Source organism: Pseudomonas sp. KH_024_B2 (assembly GCF_057839965.1).
The window spans coordinates 4620583-4636771 of sequence record NZ_CM174502.1 but is presented as its reverse complement, the minus strand read 5'-3'; the positions used below and the strand labels follow the sequence as shown (position 1 = coordinate 4636771).

Here is a 16189-nt window from a genome sequence, read left to right as displayed (position 1 = left end):
ATGAAAATCCCACAGCCACGAACAACCTGACTGTGGGACCGATCGAGCAGAGAACTTACTTGATCCGCTGACCTGGCTTGGCACCGCTGTCGGGGCTGAGCAGGTAGATTTCTTCACCGCCGGGACCTGCAGCCATCACCATGCCTTCGGAGATCCCGAAGCGCATTTTGCGTGGCTTGAGGTTGGCGATCATCATGGTCAGACGACCTTCCAGCTCGGCCGGATCCGGGTAAGCACTCTTGATACCGGAGAACACGTTGCGCTGCTCGTCACCGATATCCAGGGTCAGGCGCAGCAGTTTGTCCGCACCTTCCACGGCTTCGGCCTTGAGGATCAGGGCGACGCGCAGATCGACAGCGGCAAAGGTATCGAACTCGATCTCTGGCGACAGCGGATCCTTGGCCAGTTCGCCGTTACCCTGAGGTGCAGCGTCGCCGGTGTCGGTCTGGCTGGCGGTCAGGTCTTCTTTCGAGGCATCGGTCATGGCTTGGACTTTTACCGGGTCGATGCGGGTCATCAGCGGTTTGAATTCGTTCAGCTGATGGTCGCCGAGCAAGGTCGCGTGATCGTTCCAGGTCAACGGTGCGACGTTCAGGAACGCTTCGGCGTCAGCGGCCAGCAACGGCAGCACCGGCTTGAGGAAGATCACCAGTTGGCGGAACAGGTTGATGCCCAGGGCGCAGATCGCCTGAACTTCGTCCTGTTTACCTTCCTGCTTGGCCAGCGACCATGGAGCCTTGTCGGCGATCCAGGCGTTGGCGCGGTCGGCCAGGCCCATGATCTCGCGCATCGCCCGGGCGAAGTCGCGAGTTTCGTAGGCTTCGGCAATGCCTGGCGCGGCAGCGAGGAAGGCTTCGGTCAGTTCTGGCGCGGCGTTATCGGCCACCAGCACGCCGGCGTTGCCTTTATGAATGAAGCCGGCGCAACGGCTGGCGATGTTGACGACTTTGCCGACCAGATCCGAGTTGACCTTCTGCACGAAGTCTTCGAGGTTCAGGTCCAGGTCGTCGACGCCACGGCCAAGCTTGGCTGCGTAGTAGTAACGCAGGTATTCCGGCGACAGGTGATCGAGGTAGGTCCGGGCCTTGATGAACGTGCCGCGGGACTTGGACATCTTCTGGCCGTTGACGGTCAGGTAACCGTGCACATTGATCCCGGTTGGCTTGCGGTAGCCCGAACCTTCGAGCATCGCCGGCCAGAACAGCGCGTGGAAATTGACGATGTCCTTGCCGATGAAGTGATACAGCTCGGCGGTGGAGTCCTTGCCCCAGAACGCGTCGAAGTCCAGCTCCGGCGTGCGGTCGCAGAGGTTCTTGAAGCTGGCCATGTAGCCGATCGGCGCGTCCAGCCAGACGTAGAAGTACTTGCCCGGCTCGTCGGGGATTTCGAAGCCGAAGTACGGTGCATCGCGGGAAATGTCCCACTGTTGCAGGCCGGCATCCAGCCATTCGGCGATCTTGTTGGCTACGGCGTCTTGCAGGGTGCCGCTGCGGGTCCAGCTCTGCAGCATTTCCTGGAAGTCCGGCAGCTTGAAGAAGAAGTGTTGCGAATCTTTCAGTACCGGCGTGGCACCGGAAATGGCTGACTTGGGATCTTTCAGGTCGGTTGGCGCGTAGGTCGCACCACATTTTTCGCAGTTGTCGCCGTACTGGTCTTCGGTGCCGCATTTCGGGCAAGTGCCCTTGATGAAGCGGTCGGCCAGGAACATTTTCTTTTCCGGGTCGAAATACTGAGTGATCGACCGCGTGGCGATGTGCCCGGCGTCGCGCAGCTTCAGATAGATCTGGCTCGACAGCTCGCGGTTTTCTTCGGCGTGGGTCGAGTGGAAATTATCGAAGTCCACCAGGAACTCGGCAAAGTCGGCGCTATGTTCAGCCTGGACGTTGGCGATCAGTTGTTCCGGGGTGATGCCTTCCTTTTCCGCACGCAACATGATCGCCGAGCCGTGGGCGTCGTCCGCGCAGACATAGATGCATTGATTGCCGCGATGCTTCTGGAAGCGCACCCACATATCGGTCTGGATGTACTCAAGCATATGGCCAAGGTGGATTGAACCATTGGCATAGGGCAGGGCGCTGGTGACGAGGATCTTGCGTGGCTCGGACATGGGGCTCGGCTACTTGATGAAACGGAGGTCGGCCACTATAAAGCGCCGGCGCATATTTTTCACCCTTCGGGCCTGTTTCCGGATGCATCGACTGCGAAACCTGTGGCGAGGGAGCTTGCTCCCGCTGGGTGGCGAAGCCGCCCCAAACCCGGCAACGCCGATCAGCCAGACAAACCGAGTTAGCCCAATTGCGACTGCTGCGCCCGGGCGCGGATCGGCCGGCGGGAGCAAGCTCCCTCGCCACAAATGTGTGTCCGGCGTAGGATAGCCCCCTGATTTTCTAAAGCCTTGCTATCGGAGTTGCCCATGAGCGCAGTCAATCGCGCAGCGGTGGAAGCCGTCCTTCGCCAATACACCGACCCTTACCTGAACCAGGATCCGCTCAGCGCCGGTTGTGTCCGCGCCATCGACGTCCAGGGTGATCGTGTCACCGTTCAGCTTGAGTTGGGCTATGCCGCCGGGCTGTTCAAGAGCGGTTGGGCGCAGATGCTGCAACTGGCCATCGAAGGTCTGGATGGCGTGACGACGGCCAGGGTCGACATCACCAGCGTCATTGCCGCGCACAAGGCTCAGGCGCAGATTCCAGGTCTGGCCAACGTGAAAAACGTGGTGGCGGTAGCTTCCGGCAAGGGCGGGGTGGGTAAATCCACCACCGCGGCCAACCTGGCGCTGGCGCTGGCGCGCGAAGGCGCGAAGGTCGGGATTCTCGACGCAGACATCTACGGTCCGAGCCAGGGCATCATGTTCGGTATCCCGGAAGGCACCCGACCCAAGGTCAAGGACCAGAAGTGGTTCGTGCCGATCGAATCTCACGGGGTCGAGGTCATGTCCATGGCGTTCCTGACCGACGACAACACGCCAATGGTCTGGCGTGGCCCGATGGTCTCGGGCGCGTTGTTGCAGCTAGTGACACAAACCGCCTGGGGCGACCTGGATTATCTGGTCATCGACATGCCGCCAGGCACCGGTGACATTCAGCTGACGCTGGCGCAGAAAGTCCCGGTAGCGGGTGCGGTGATCGTCACCACGCCACAGGATCTGGCACTGCTGGATGCGCGCAAGGGTGTGGAAATGTTCCGCAAGGTCAACATTCCGGTGCTTGGCGTCGTGGAAAACATGGCCGTGCACATCTGCTCCAATTGCGGTCATGCCGAACACTTGTTCGGTGAAGGCGGTGGCGAGAAGCTGGCCACGCAATACGGCGTCGAACTGCTGGCTTCACTGCCGTTGTCGATCGTGATCCGTGAGCAGGCCGACGGTGGCAAACCGACGGTCATTGCCGAGCCGGACAGCCAGATCGCCATGGTCTATCAGGAACTGGCCCGTCACGTCGGCGCACGGATTGTTTTGCAGGAAGCCGCAACGCCGGCGATGCCGAACATCACTATCAGCGACGATTGATCTCTATCAGCTAGCACTAATACCTGTGGGAGCGAGCTTGCTCGCGATGAGGTCATAACATTCACCATTGATGGTGGCTGGTATACCGCTATCGCGAGCAAGCTCGCTCCCACATTTGTTTTGTGCTGACCTTTAGATCCGCAAACCGCCGTCCAATTCCAGAATCCGGCCGGTGTAGTAGTCGTTCTCGAAGATGTAGGCCGCCGAGTGGGCGATCTCTTCAGGTTTGCCCATGCGCTTGAGCGGAATACCCGAGGTCATTTTCTCCAGGGCTTCAGGCTTCATGCTCAGGGTCATCTCGGTTTCGATAAAGCCCGGCGCGATGCCGGCGACGCGAATCCCGTAGCGCGCGAGCTCCTTGGCCCAGGTCACGGTGGCAGCGGCGACACCGGCCTTGGCGGCGGAATAGTTGGTCTGGCCAACGTTACCGGCGCGGGAAATCGACGAGATATTGATGATTGCGCCCTGATTCTGCAGTTCAACCATCTTCGCCGCCACTTCGCGGGTACAGAGGAACACGCCGGTCAGGTTGACGTCGATCACTGCCTGCCATTGGGCCAGGCTCATTTTGCTCATTTCACCGTCCTTGATCTTGAGCAGCAGGCCATCGCGCAGGATCCCGGCATTGTTGATCAAACCGTGAATCGCGCCGAAATCTTCGGCGACCTGAGTAACCATGTGAGTCACTTGTTCTTCATTGGCGACGTTGCACAGATAAGCGCGCGCTTCGACGCCGGCGGCCTTGCAGGTAGCCACGGCCAGATCGAGCTTTTCCTGATTCAGATCGACCAGGGCCAGCTTCGCGCCCTTGGCGGCGAGATACTCGGCCATGGAGCGGCCTAAACCCTGGCAACCGCCAGTGATAATGATTACTTTGTCAGTGAGTTGCATTCGCATGCCCCCGGTAGCAGGTCAGAGTGGTTTTCTTTATGAGGCCTCTCTTGCGCGCCTGAGGTGGCCGGCTGCACATGAGAACTGCCCGATGGCGTCCTGGGGACTTTAGCCCAGTTGCCCGTCCGTTTTCGACGGATTTTACATAAGGAGTCACAAATTGAGCATTAAAGCTGCTAAGCAGGCCCGAGAATTGCTGCTCAAGGAATACCGTGGCGTGTTGTCGACGCACTCCAAGGCGATGCCCGGTTTTCCTTTTGGCTCGGTGGTTCCTTATTGCCTGGACGAGCAGGGCCGGCCGCTGATCCTGATCAGCCGGATCGCCCAGCACACCCACAATCTCCAGAAAGACGCGAAGTGCTCACTGCTGGTGGGCGAGCGTGAGGCTGAGGATGTACAAGCCGTCGGTCGTCTGACTTATCTGGCCGAGGCCGAAAAGCTCAGCGAGCCCGAGGCGATCGAGGCCGCCGCCGAGCGTTACTACCGCTATTTCCCCGAGTCGCAGAACTACCACAAGGCCCATGACTTCGACTTCTGGGTGCTCAAACCGGTACGCCATCGCTACATCGGCGGGTTCGGTGCGATTCACTGGCTTGACCAGATAACCCTGGCCAATCCCTTTGTCGGCAAGGCCGAGGTGAGCATGGTCGAGCATATGAACAGCGACCATGCCAAGGCCATCGCCCATTACGTCGAATTGGCCGGGCTGCCGAAAACCGTACCCGCGCAACTGGTCGGAATCGACACCGAAGGCATGCACTTGCGCATCGGTCAGGGGCTGTACTGGTTGCCCTTCCAGGAGTCTTGTAATACGCCGACACAAGTGCGCGAAGCCTTGGTTTTTCTGGCTCACGCCGAACATTGGCCAAAAAATGAAGCCGCCGACGCTTGAATTCACGAAACAGCGACGTCATCTAATGTGAACTGGAAGGCATTCTTCCGTAGAGGAACCATTTGATGCGCGCTTTTTTGTTGCTCTTTCTGCTGTTCCCGGTGCTAGAGCTGTTCGTGTTTGTCAAAGTCAGCTCGGCCATCGGCTTTTTCCCGGCGCTGCTGCTGATCATTCTTGGCTCGATGCTTGGCGTGCTGGTGTTGCGCGTCGCGGGTCTGGCCACGGCCCTGCGGGCACGTGAAAGCCTGAACCGCGGCGAGTTGCCGGCCCAGCAAATGCTTGAAGGCCTGATGATGGCCCTGGGCGGCGGTCTGCTGATCCTGCCGGGTTTCATCAGCGATGTGGTGGGTTTGATCATGTTGCTGCCGATCACTCGTCGGCTGCTGGCCAACAAGATGCGTCAGCGTGCCGAGGAGCAGGCAATTCGTCAGCGTGCCTTTGCCGAAGACATGCAGGCTCGCGGCGGGCCGACCCCGCAGCAGCCCATAGGGCGTCAGCCGAACGTGATCGAAGGCGAGTTCGAGAAACGCGATTCGTAACCGGCTTTGGCTATCGACATGGCACCTTCGGGTGCCATGTTTATTTTCAGGCCGAAGGTAAAAAAAATCGCTCATCAGCCCTTGTAATAAGCTTATGCGCCCTTATGTAACGGTCACCGCAAGGTTTTGGTGGTGACACCAGACAGACTTCCGCGGTTCGCTTTGCGAGCCGCAACCGGCAACGCCGGATTTGCTAACCCGCCGGGATTACACCGGCCGATGAAAACTACAATTAGGAGAGATCGACAATGAAGCTTCGTCCTCTGCATGACCGCGTCGTAATCCGTCGCAGCGAAGAAGAAAAGAAAACCGCTGGCGGTATCGTTCTGCCAGGTTCGGCTGCTGAAAAAGCCAACAGCGGCGAAATCCTCGCTGTAGGCACCGGCCGCGTGCTGGACAGCGGTGAAGTACGTGCGCTGGCCGTGAAAGTGGGTGACAAGGTTGTGTTCGGCCCTTACTCCGGCAGCAACACTGTGAAAGTAGACGGCGAAGACCTGCTGGTAATGAGCGAGAACGAAATCCTCGCTGTTATCGAAGGCTGATTCCCGCTCAATTTCCCGCTACTACAAAAGTATTTAAGGAATATCGATCATGGCTGCTAAAGAAGTAAAATTCGGCGACTCCGCCCGTAAGAAAATGCTCGCCGGTGTCAACGTCCTGGCTGACGCAGTAAAAGCGACCCTGGGCCCTAAAGGCCGTAACGTGATCATCGAGAAGAGCTTCGGCGCTCCGACCATCACCAAGGACGGCGTTTCCGTCGCCAAAGAAATCGAGCTGAAAGATCGCTTCGAAAATATGGGCGCGCAGCTGGTCAAAGACGTTGCCTCCCGTGCCAACGATGACGCAGGCGACGGCACCACCACCGCTACCGTTCTGGCTCAATCGATCGTCAACGAAGGCCTGAAAGCCGTCGCTGCCGGCATGAACCCGATGGACCTGAAACGCGGCATCGACAAAGCGACCATCGCTATTGTCAAAGAGCTCAAAGCCCTGTCCAAGCCTTGCGCTGACACCAAGGCCATCGCTCAGGTCGGCACCATCTCCGCCAACTCCGACAGCTCCATCGGCGACATCATTGCCGAAGCCATGGAAAAAGTCGGTAAAGAAGGCGTGATCACCGTTGAAGAAGGCTCGGGCCTGGAAAACGAACTGTCGGTTGTTGAAGGCATGCAGTTCGACCGTGGTTACCTGTCCCCGTACTTCGTCAACAAGCCAGAGACCATGACTGCCGAGCTCGACGGTCCGCTGATCCTGCTGGTCGACAAAAAGATCTCGAACATCCGCGAAATGCTGCCAGTACTGGAAGCCGTTGCCAAAGCCGGTCGTCCATTGCTGATCGTGGCTGAAGATGTTGAAGGCGAAGCCCTGGCGACTCTGGTTGTGAACAACATGCGTGGCATCGTTAAAGTCGCAGCCGTCAAGGCTCCAGGCTTCGGCGACCGTCGCAAGGCCATGCTGCAGGACATCGCTGTTCTGACTGGCGGTACCGTTATCTCCGAAGAGATCGGCCTGAGCCTGGAAAGCACTACCCTGGAACACCTGGGTAATGCCAAGCGCGTGATCCTGTCCAAAGAAAACACCACCGTGATCGACGGTGCCGGCGTTGAGGCTGACATCCAGGCTCGCGTTCTGCAGATCCGTCAGCAAGTGGCCGACACTTCGTCCGACTACGACCGTGAAAAACTGCAAGAGCGTCTGGCCAAGCTGTCCGGCGGCGTTGCAGTGATCAAGGTTGGCGCTGGTTCCGAAGTTGAAATGAAAGAGAAGAAAGCCCGCGTTGAAGACGCCCTGCACGCTACCCGTGCAGCCGTTGAAGAAGGCGTGGTACCTGGCGGTGGCGTGGCACTGATTCGCGCTCTGCAAGCGATCTCCGAACTGAAGGGCGAGAACGCCGATCAGAACGTTGGTATCGCTGTGCTGCGTCGCGCTATCGAATCGCCTCTGCGTCAGATCGTTGCCAACTCTGGCGACGAGCCAAGCGTAGTGGTCGACAAGGTCAAGCAAGGCGCGGGTAACTTCGGTTACAACGCGGCCAGCGGCGAATACGGCGACATGATCGAAATGGGCATCCTCGACCCTACCAAAGTGACTCGCTCTGCTCTGCAGGCTGCGGCGTCCATTGGCGGTTTGATGCTGACCACCGAAGCCATGGTCGCTGATGCTCCGGATGACAAACCAGCTGGCGGCGGCATGCCAGACATGGGCGGTATGGGTGGTATGGGCGGCATGATGTAAGCCAGCTTTACCCTGTACTGAAAAACCCCGTCGGCGTTAAGCCAGCGGGGTTTTTTTATGTCTGTGATATGCCTTGAGAGGTATGTCGCCTGTGACTGACCCTTCGCGGGCAAGTCGGATCGCCGCACCGCCGCTCCCACAGGTTCTGTGTCGATCACACCATCCAGGGTTGGCGCTGATCCAGTGTGGGAGCGGGCTTGCCCGCGAAGGCGTAGGGTCAGGCGCCGACAGGCTCCGCTTCGGCGACTTGTTCAGCCTTCGAAGCCGGCCGATACAGGACGTAGTAATACGACCCCAGGCAAATCAACCAGCAGAAAATCGCCGTCCACACGTTGTGGGAGAAGAAGTGCGCGCCTTGCATCATTCGACCCAAGGAGAACACCGTACCCAGCCCGAAAGCAAAGACCAGTGCACTGCGAGCCATTCGCGGACGACGGTCACGCAATACAAAAAACAGCGCAAACAGCGTGAAACCGGTGGCCGCATGTCCACCGGGCCAGCAACGGCCGGGTTTGTCGGTCTGTGGCCGTGGGCTGAGCAGTTCACTGTAGGTTTCCTTGCCACCGAACTCCTTCAGGCTCCAGGGGCATTGCACGGCAGTCGCGGCCTTCATCGGGGTAACGAAGGAGGTGGCCAGGGCCAGCGATAGCACCAGGCAGCCCAGTTCTCGCTTGAGCGGTTTGAGCCGCGAGACAAAAAAACAGCCGATGTACCCGAGAATGGCGAACACCGAGAAGCCAATGACCATCTGCTTGGCCCGGGTATGCAGGACGGTTTCCAGAAAGTAACTGTGCTTGCCGACGAAGTCGCCCGCAGGGTCATAGAAAATTCTCGCAAGGTCCATGTCCAGAGACGTCAATTCGAGCAACAGCAGGACGAGCGCCGCAATGGCAGGCACACCCAGGAATACCCGGAAATTCAGTGGGCGGGAGACGGGGCGGACAGTAGTTGAGGCCATGGCAAATCCTTCGAAGATAAAAACGCTCGGACAGCGGTCCGCGCAGAGTCTGGCCCTGGCCCTGTCGGCAGGTTGTGAATCGATAGTGAAAAACCTGTAAAGCCCGTTCAGCAATTTACTGGCAGGCATTGCTGTTGGAGACAGCCCTAGCCGTGGGCCAGACTTGGCCGTAAGCTGCGCGAGCCAAGACGGCCGTCACTGTGTACGCAGGAGTGCCCATGCGAATTCTACTGGTTGAAGACAACCGCGATATCCTCGCCAATCTGGCCGACTACCTGGGGCTTAAAGGCTATACCGTGGATTGCGCGCAAGATGGTTTGTCGGGCCTGCACCTGGCGGCCACCGAGCACTATGACTTGATCGTACTCGACATCATGTTGCCCGGCATCGACGGTTACACCCTGTGCAAACGGCTGCGTGAAGATGCTCGTCGCGATACCCCGGTGATCATGCTCACCGCCCGCGATCAACTGGATGATCGGCTGCTGGGCTTCAAGTCCGGCGCCGATGATTATCTGGTGAAGCCCTTCGCGCTGTCCGAGCTGGCGGCGCGAATCGAGGCGGTCATGCGTCGTGCTCAGGGTGGCGGTCGCCGTGCCCTGCAAGTCGGTGATTTGACCTACGACCTCGACACCCTCGAGGTCACCCGCGAAGGGCGTCTGCTCAAGCTCAATCCGGTGGGGCTCAAGCTGCTGGCGGTGCTGATGCAGAAGAGTCCGCATGTGCTACGTCGCGAGATTCTTGAAGAAGCCCTGTGGGGCGACGATTGTCCGGACAGTGACAGCCTGCGCAGCCACGTTCACCAGTTGCGTCAAGTGATCGACAAGCCATTCGCCAAACCGTTGCTGCATACCGTGCATGGCGTCGGTTATCGCCTGGCCGAGGGGCGTGATGGAGTTTAAGCAGAGTCTTGCTCAACGGATCATTATCGCCTTTGCATTGATGAGCGCATTGGTTGCAGGGGCGTTCGCCCTGGGCATCGTGGCGACGGTGCACCTGGTTGAAGAGAAGCTGATTTCTGCAGGTCTGGGCGGTGATCTGCAGCGTCTGTTGTTGATGGACAGCGTCGGGGACTGGAGCCACCGGCCGGAACCGGACCAGTTGTTCTATGTCAGTGGCGGGCGTGGTGATTTTGAGTTGCCCAAGGATCTGCGCAGCCTGGATCGGGGGTTTCACGAGGTGTTTCGCGAGCAACTGTCGTATCACGCCATGGTCGAGATCATCGATGGTCGGCGCTATGTGTTGCTGCAGGATCAGAGTGATTTTGAAGAGCGTGAACGGGTACTGTTCGCCGTAGTTCTGGTGGGTTTTATGCTGAGTCTGGCCCTGGCGGTATTTCTTGGCTGGCTCCTGGCGCGCAAGGTGATGGCGCCGGTGGTGCGACTGGCTCGCCAGGTTCGCCACCGCGATCAGTTGCTCGGTCTGGCACCGCCATTGGCGCCGGATTATGCCGCGGATGAGGTCGGTGAGCTGGCGGTGGCCTTCGATGCCACCTTGGGGCGTTTACGCCAGGCACTGAGCCGTGAGCGTATGTTCACCAGTGACGTCAGTCACGAGCTGCGCACCCCGTTGATGGTGTTAGCCAGCTCCTGCGAATTACTCCTGGAAAATCCCGGTATCGACCGACGTGGTCGCGCTCAGGTCGAACGGATTGCCCGTGCCTGCGAGGAAATGCGCGAGCTGGTCCAGACCTTCCTGATGCTGGCGCGTGCCCCGCTCGAAGACGCCAGCATGTCGCCCCGGCTGACATTGAATCAGGCAGCAGAGAATTTGCTCGCTCTGTGGCGAGAACCTATCGAGGCCAAGGGGCTCAAGCTGATCTATGACCCGGGTAAGCCGCTGGATGCCCGCTACAACGCGACATTCCTGCATGCGGTGATGGGCAATTTATTGCGCAACGCGCTGCACTACACCGAGCATGGTTTTATCCGCCTGACGCTGGAACCGAGCGGTTTTGTGGTCGAGGACAGCGGAGTGGGAATTCCCGAAGAAAAACGTGAGGCGATGTTCGAGCCGTTCGTGCGTGGCAACGACAAGCGTGGTGAGGGCCTGGGGCTTGGTTTGTCCCTGGTGCAGCGGATCTGTGAAAACCAGGGTTGGGGTGTCAGCCTCAGCACCATGGAGCCCAATGGCTGTCGTTTCCATGTGCAGCTGAGTCAGGCCGAGACCTGACCTGTCCGCCGGGCTTCCCGGCGCAGCTTTATCCGGTGATGGCCCTGAGCTATTGCTGCCAACCTGTAAATTCCTGAAATACATCAAGACTGGACGGGACAAAGTTTTCACAAGGGATTGACCTGACGCTGACATGCCGCGCCCTATGGTGAAGTTATCAGTTACAAGGAGACCCTGATGATGGCCAAGCCGATCAAACTTGAATTTTCCAAAAAATACGATGAACAGCACGCGCAAGATTACTTGCTCAAACATCAGGACGGCCTGGCTCGCAGGTTGTCACACAAACGTGATGAGCAACTGGCGCGTCGGGCACTTGCACTGGCCGCAGAGCCGGGTCTGGTGCTCGACTTGCCCTGTGGAGCGGGTCGTTTCTGGCCGCTGTTGGCGCTAAAGCCGAATCGCGTAATCATCGGTGCCGACAACTCTGCGGCCATGCTGGAAGTCGCCAAACAGGCCCAGCCGGCCGAAGTGGTAAAACGGGTACAACCCTTGCAGACATCAGCATTCGACATCGCTTTGCCGGACAACGCTGTCGACAGCATTTTTTGCATGCGTCTGCTCCATCACATCGGCGAACCCGCTCATCGGCTCGCGCTATTGCGGGAGTTTCAACGGGTTACCCGCGACAGCGTCATCATCTCGCTTTGGGTCGATGGCAATTTCAAGGCCTGGAAACGCAAGCGCCTGGAACAAAAGCGCCGGCAGGAAACTGGGCAGGCCGGTTACCAAAATCGATTTGTGTTACCTGCTGCTACGGTAGAAGAGGAATTTGAACAGGCTGGTTTTCGAGTTCAGGAACACCTGGATTTTTTCCCGCTCTACGCCATGTGGCGAGTTTACGTATTACGCAAGAGGTAACAGATGGCAGTTAAATATGCAGCGGACCTCGCTCCTGAAGATCGCTTTGATTATTTCTGGAATCTGCGCGGTGAGTGGGTAGAAGAACCCAATCAGCGCAGAGGCGGGGAAAGTGGCGTGCAGCGGATTCTGAGCAGTAATGGTGATCTGCTCTATTCGAAACGTCAGACCGGGCATATTTATCGCAGTTGGCTATACCCTTTCGGCCGTCCGACGGTGTTGCGCGAGCGTGATGCGCTCAAAGGTCTGCGTTCGCGGGATGTCCGTGTTCCAGAACTGGTGTTCTGCGGTGCGCAGCGCGATCCCCAGCACCAGTGGCGGGCACTGTTGGTGACGGCAGCGCTGGAGGGCTTCGTGGAAATCGACACCTGGTACGCCTCCGGGGGGCGCGAGCGTCACGGCGAAGCATTTCATGAGCGCATGTTGCAGGAGTTGGCCGGGACTCTGGCGCGTATGCACAGGGGCCGTTGGCAGCACGGCTGTCTGTATCTCAAGCATATTTTCGTGCGGGTGAGCGGTGAGGGCGAGGCGGCCCAGGTCGAGGTGGCTTTGCTGGATCTGGAGAAAAGCCGGCGACGTTTGACCCGTAACCGTGCTGCCAGCCATGACATGAAACAGCTACGTCGCCACTCGTCGTGGAGCCCTACGGACTGGAAGAAACTCAGCTATTTTTACACCACAGCGTTTGGCAGCGTTATCAAAGGTTTAGAGTAATGAGACTGGAAATTGCACGAGGTTTGTTTTTGGCAGGAGCCTTGGCAGTTGTTTCTCTGGCGGTAGTTGCTTGGGAGCAGCCACGCACGGAAGTTCTCAGTTCAGTACACGGCGATCCACATTGCCCCTTGCCGCGGGTAGCCAAGGCATCCGTTGCAACTGACCCCGATCAGGATTTTTTGCTGTTCATGTTCGGTCTTTCTCAAGGAATGAGGCCGCAGAGTTGAAGAGAATGAAACCCAAATAAAAGGCCTCGCATTGCGAGGCCTTTTATTTGTGGGAGCGGGCTTGCCCGCGAATAAGGCTCTGCGGTTTATCAGACACACCTCGTCATCGTTCTTCGCGGGCAAGCCCGCTCCCACAGCTGTTTGCACTTAGGGACGTCTCAGCGTTTGTCCGGCTTGGCCAGCAAGGTGTAGACACAAGGCAGCACGAACAGCGTGAACAACGTACCGATCGACATCCCGGTGGCGATCACGGTACCGATATCGAACCGGCTGACCGCGCCCGCGCCGCTGGCGAGGATCAAGGGCACCATGCCGAACACCATCGCCGCCGTGGTCATCAACACCGGGCGCAAGCGAATCGCTGCGGCTTCTTCCACGGCTTCCCGAGGTGACAGCCCCTTGGTCTTGCGCAGCTGGTTGGCGAACTCGACGATCAGGATGCCGTGCTTGCTGATCAGGCCGATCAAGGTCACCAGTCCGACCTGGGTATAGATGTTCATACTCGACCAGCCGAGGAACAGCGGGATCAGCGCACCGCAGATCGACAATGGTACGGTCACCAGAATCACCAGCGGATCACGGAAACTCTCGAACTGCGCCGCCAGCACCAGGAAGATGATGGCCAGCGCCAGGGCAAAGGTCACCCACAGCGCGCTGCCTTCCTGGACGAACTGCCGGGAAGCGCCGCCATAATCGAAGGCATAACCCGGCGGGGCTTCTTCCCGGGCGATCTGGCGCATGGTTTCGATGGCTTCGCCCATGCTGACCGTTGGCACGCCCGAGATCGTCGCCGCGTTGAGCTGCTGGAACTGGTTCAGCTGCCTTGGGCGGGCACGGTCGCTGACGCTGATAAGCGTCGACAGAGGCAGTGCTTCGCCCTTGGTGTTTTTCACGTAGTAGTTGTTCAGCCAGTCGGGATTGTCACGGTAGGCTCGTTCGACCTGGGCGATCACCTTGTAGCTGCGGCCTTCGATCGTGAAGCGGTTGATTTCGCCTTCACCCAGCAGGATCGCCAGAGTGCCGCCCAGGTCCTGCATCGACACACCCATCTGCGCGGCCTTGGCGCGATCGATATCGACCACCACTTCAGGCTTGTCAAAGGCCAGGTCGATGTCGAGAAAGGCAAACTTGCCGGATTCCAGCGCGCGTTTTTTCACCCGGTCAGCCACTTGCAGCAGCGCCGGGTAATCGTTCGCGGTGTTGATGATGTAGCTGAAGGGCAGCCCCTCGCCGGTACCCGGCAAGGACGGCAGGTTGAAGCCGAAGATCTGCAGCCCGGTGATGGCCGCGAGCTTGCCCTGGACTTCCGGGAGGATTTGCATCTGAGTGCGGCTGCGCTCGTTCCATGGTTTGAGCAGGAAGCCGCCGATCCCCGATTGCACACCGTTAAAGCCATTGATCTGGAACGATTGATAGTACTCGGGGAACTCCTTGAAGATCGCGAGGAACTCGTCGGTGTAGGTGTTGAGGTAGTTGAGGTTGGTCGGCTGTGGCGCGTTGGCCATCATGAAAATGATGCCCTGGTCCTCGTCCGGTGCCAGTTCCGACTTGGTGAATTTCAGCAGCACCGGGATCAGGCACAGGACGATCACCGCGAACACCAGCACCACCGGCCGCGTATTCAGGGTGCCATGGAGAATGCTCTGATAGCGGCGTTTCAATCCCTCGAAAATCAGGTCAAGGCGATGGGCCAGACCCGTCGGGTTTTCATCGTGGCGCAGGAGGAAGGCGCACATCATCGGCGACAGGGTCAAGGCGACGATCCCGGAGATCACCACTGCACCGGCCAGGGTCAGGGCAAACTCCTTGAACAACGCTCCCGTCAGACCTGTGAGGAAACCGATCGGCGCGTAGACCGCGGCCAGGGTGATGGTCATCGAGACCACCGGCATGGCGATTTCCCGGGCGCCCTCGAGGGCGGCATCGAGCGGTGTCTTGCCTTCTTCGATATGCCGGTGGATGTTTTCCACCACCACGATCGCATCGTCCACCACCAGCCCGATGGCCAGTACCATTGCCAGCAAGGTCAACAGGTTGATCGAGTAGCCCATCAGTTGCATGAAGAACATCACGCCGATCATCGACAGCGGGATGGTGACCACCGGAATCACCACCGAACGCAACGCGCCGAGGAACAGGAACACCACGACGATCACGATCAGCACGGCTTCAAACAGGGTTTTTATCACCTCATTGATCGACGCCTGAATGAACAGGGTGGCGTCGTAGGCGATCTCCGCTTTGAGGTTCGGCGGTAGCTGGGATTCCAGCTCCGGCATGATCTTGCGCACCTCCTTGATCACATCCAGAGGGTTGGCGGCGGGTGTGGCCTTGATCCCGATATATACCGACGGCGTGCCACCGAAGGAGCTGATGGTGTCGTAGTTCTCGGCACCCATTTCCACCCGCGCGACATCGCTGAGCAGCACCCGGCTGTCGCCATCGATTTTCAGCGGGATGGCGGCGAAGGCTTCGGCGGATTTAAGCTCGGTGTTGGCGTTGATACTGGTGACCACGTATTCGCCTTTTACCTCGCCGGCCGCGGAGAGGAAGTTGTAACGGCGCACCGCCTCGGTCACATCACTGGCACTGAGGCCGTAGCCGGCGAGCTTGATCGGGTCCAGCCACAGGCGCATGGCAAACACCTGGTTACCGAGAATCTGCGCTTCGGCCATGCCTGGCAGGGTCGCCAGCTTCGGCTGGATTACCCGTGACAGGTAGTCGGTGATCTGTGGGTTGTTCAGGTCCTTGCTGAAGAAGCTCATGTACATCAGCGCCGAGGCATCGGCGGCTTCCTTGCTCAGCACGGGGTCTTCAGCGTCCTGAGGCAGCTGGTTCTTGACCTCGTTGGCCTTGGACAGCAGCTCGGTAAACAACCGGTCGGTGTTGGCGCCGATGCGCGCGTAGATCGAAATCACCGAGAAATTCTGGCGACTGACCGAGGTCATGTAGTCGATGCCTTCGGCACTCGCCAGGCTCTGCTGCAGCGGTTGGGTGATGTAGCCCTGGATGGTCTCGGCGTTAGCCCCGGGGTAGGCCGTGGTCACCGTGATCAGGGCGTTTTCCATTTGCGGATACTGGCGCAGCGGCAGCTTGCTCCAGGCCTGGAAGCCCAGCAGCACAATCAACAGGCTGACCACGGTGGCGAGCACCGGGCGGCGGATGAACGGATCGGTAAAAGCCATGGGGATT

Annotated in this window: 14 protein-coding genes; 10 read left to right on the top strand and 4 right to left on the bottom strand. The window is 58.9% G+C overall.

What is annotated here, in order from left to right; genetic code table 11:
- Window positions 1-55: 55 nt before the first annotated feature.
- Entirely contained in the window at window positions 56-2107 is a 2052-nt protein-coding gene (metG, locus tag AC3I0A_RS21660; RefSeq protein WP_489374516.1) for a methionine--tRNA ligase, read from the bottom strand.
- A gap of 306 nt (window positions 2108-2413) precedes the next feature.
- Here metG and apbC point away from each other — a divergent pair, with 306 nt between their 5' ends.
- Entirely contained in the window at window positions 2414-3508 is a 1095-nt protein-coding gene (apbC, locus tag AC3I0A_RS21655; RefSeq protein WP_489374514.1) for an iron-sulfur cluster carrier protein ApbC, read from the top strand.
- A gap of 132 nt (window positions 3509-3640) precedes the next feature.
- Here apbC and AC3I0A_RS21650 read toward each other — a convergent pair whose 3' ends face one another.
- Complete coding sequence (locus AC3I0A_RS21650) at window positions 3641-4399, bottom strand: SDR family oxidoreductase (RefSeq protein WP_489374512.1); 759 nt, start codon at window positions 4397-4399, stop codon at window positions 3641-3643.
- Between the two features lie 160 nt (window positions 4400-4559).
- On the opposite strand from AC3I0A_RS21650, the gene AC3I0A_RS21645 reads away from it, so the two are divergent.
- The 4 genes from AC3I0A_RS21645 to groL all read left to right on the top strand — a co-directional run bounded on the left by AC3I0A_RS21645 (window position 4560) and on the right by groL (window position 8065).
- Window positions 4560-5291, top strand: coding sequence for a HugZ family pyridoxamine 5'-phosphate oxidase (locus AC3I0A_RS21645; RefSeq protein ID WP_489374510.1), 732 nt, complete (start codon window positions 4560-4562; stop codon window positions 5289-5291).
- A gap of 65 nt (window positions 5292-5356) precedes the next feature.
- The gene (locus AC3I0A_RS21640) at window positions 5357-5830 is read left to right on the top strand and encodes an FxsA family protein (RefSeq protein WP_489374508.1); all 474 of its coding nucleotides are present in this window, start codon (window positions 5357-5359) and stop codon (window positions 5828-5830) included.
- Window positions 5831-6078: 248 nt separating this feature from the next.
- Window positions 6079-6372: a co-chaperone GroES gene (locus AC3I0A_RS21635; protein ID WP_150803965.1), complete on the top strand. Its 294-nt coding sequence runs from the start codon at window positions 6079-6081 to the stop codon at window positions 6370-6372.
- A 49-nt stretch (window positions 6373-6421) separates the two neighbouring features.
- Window positions 6422-8065, top strand: a complete 1644-nt coding sequence (groL, locus tag AC3I0A_RS21630) for a chaperonin GroEL (protein WP_489374506.1) — start codon at window positions 6422-6424, stop codon at window positions 8063-8065.
- 217 nt (window positions 8066-8282) lie between these two features.
- On the opposite strand, the gene AC3I0A_RS21625 is transcribed toward groL, so the two are convergent.
- On the bottom strand, window positions 8283-9023 hold the full coding sequence (locus tag AC3I0A_RS21625) for a phosphatase PAP2 family protein (protein WP_489374504.1): 741 nt from the start codon (window positions 9021-9023) through the stop codon (window positions 8283-8285).
- A gap of 218 nt (window positions 9024-9241) precedes the next feature.
- Between AC3I0A_RS21625 and colR the strand changes: the two genes are divergently transcribed.
- From colR to AC3I0A_RS21600, 5 genes are all read left to right on the top strand, one after another.
- On the top strand, window positions 9242-9925 hold the full coding sequence (gene colR, locus AC3I0A_RS21620) for a two-component system response regulator ColR (RefSeq protein WP_489374502.1): 684 nt from the start codon (window positions 9242-9244) through the stop codon (window positions 9923-9925).
- Window positions 9915-11195: a sensor histidine kinase gene (locus AC3I0A_RS21615; RefSeq protein WP_489374500.1), complete on the top strand. Its 1281-nt coding sequence runs from the start codon at window positions 9915-9917 to the stop codon at window positions 11193-11195. Before colR ends, AC3I0A_RS21615 begins: the two co-directional genes overlap by 11 nt.
- A gap of 180 nt (window positions 11196-11375) precedes the next feature.
- Complete coding sequence (locus tag AC3I0A_RS21610) at window positions 11376-12056, top strand: class I SAM-dependent methyltransferase (protein WP_489378573.1); 681 nt, start codon at window positions 11376-11378, stop codon at window positions 12054-12056.
- A gap of 3 nt (window positions 12057-12059) precedes the next feature.
- Window positions 12060-12770, top strand: coding sequence for a lipopolysaccharide kinase InaA family protein (locus tag AC3I0A_RS21605; protein WP_489374498.1), 711 nt, complete (start codon window positions 12060-12062; stop codon window positions 12768-12770).
- Window positions 12770-12997: a hypothetical protein gene (locus AC3I0A_RS21600; protein ID WP_489374496.1), complete on the top strand. Its 228-nt coding sequence runs from the start codon at window positions 12770-12772 to the stop codon at window positions 12995-12997. Before AC3I0A_RS21605 ends, AC3I0A_RS21600 begins: the two co-directional genes overlap by 1 nt.
- 158 nt (window positions 12998-13155) lie before the next feature.
- Here the strand turns inward: AC3I0A_RS21600 and AC3I0A_RS21595 are convergent, their stop codons facing one another.
- Window positions 13156-16182, bottom strand: a complete 3027-nt coding sequence (locus AC3I0A_RS21595; RefSeq protein ID WP_489374495.1) for a multidrug efflux RND transporter permease subunit — start codon at window positions 16180-16182, stop codon at window positions 13156-13158.
- Window positions 16183-16189: the final 7 nt, after the last annotated feature.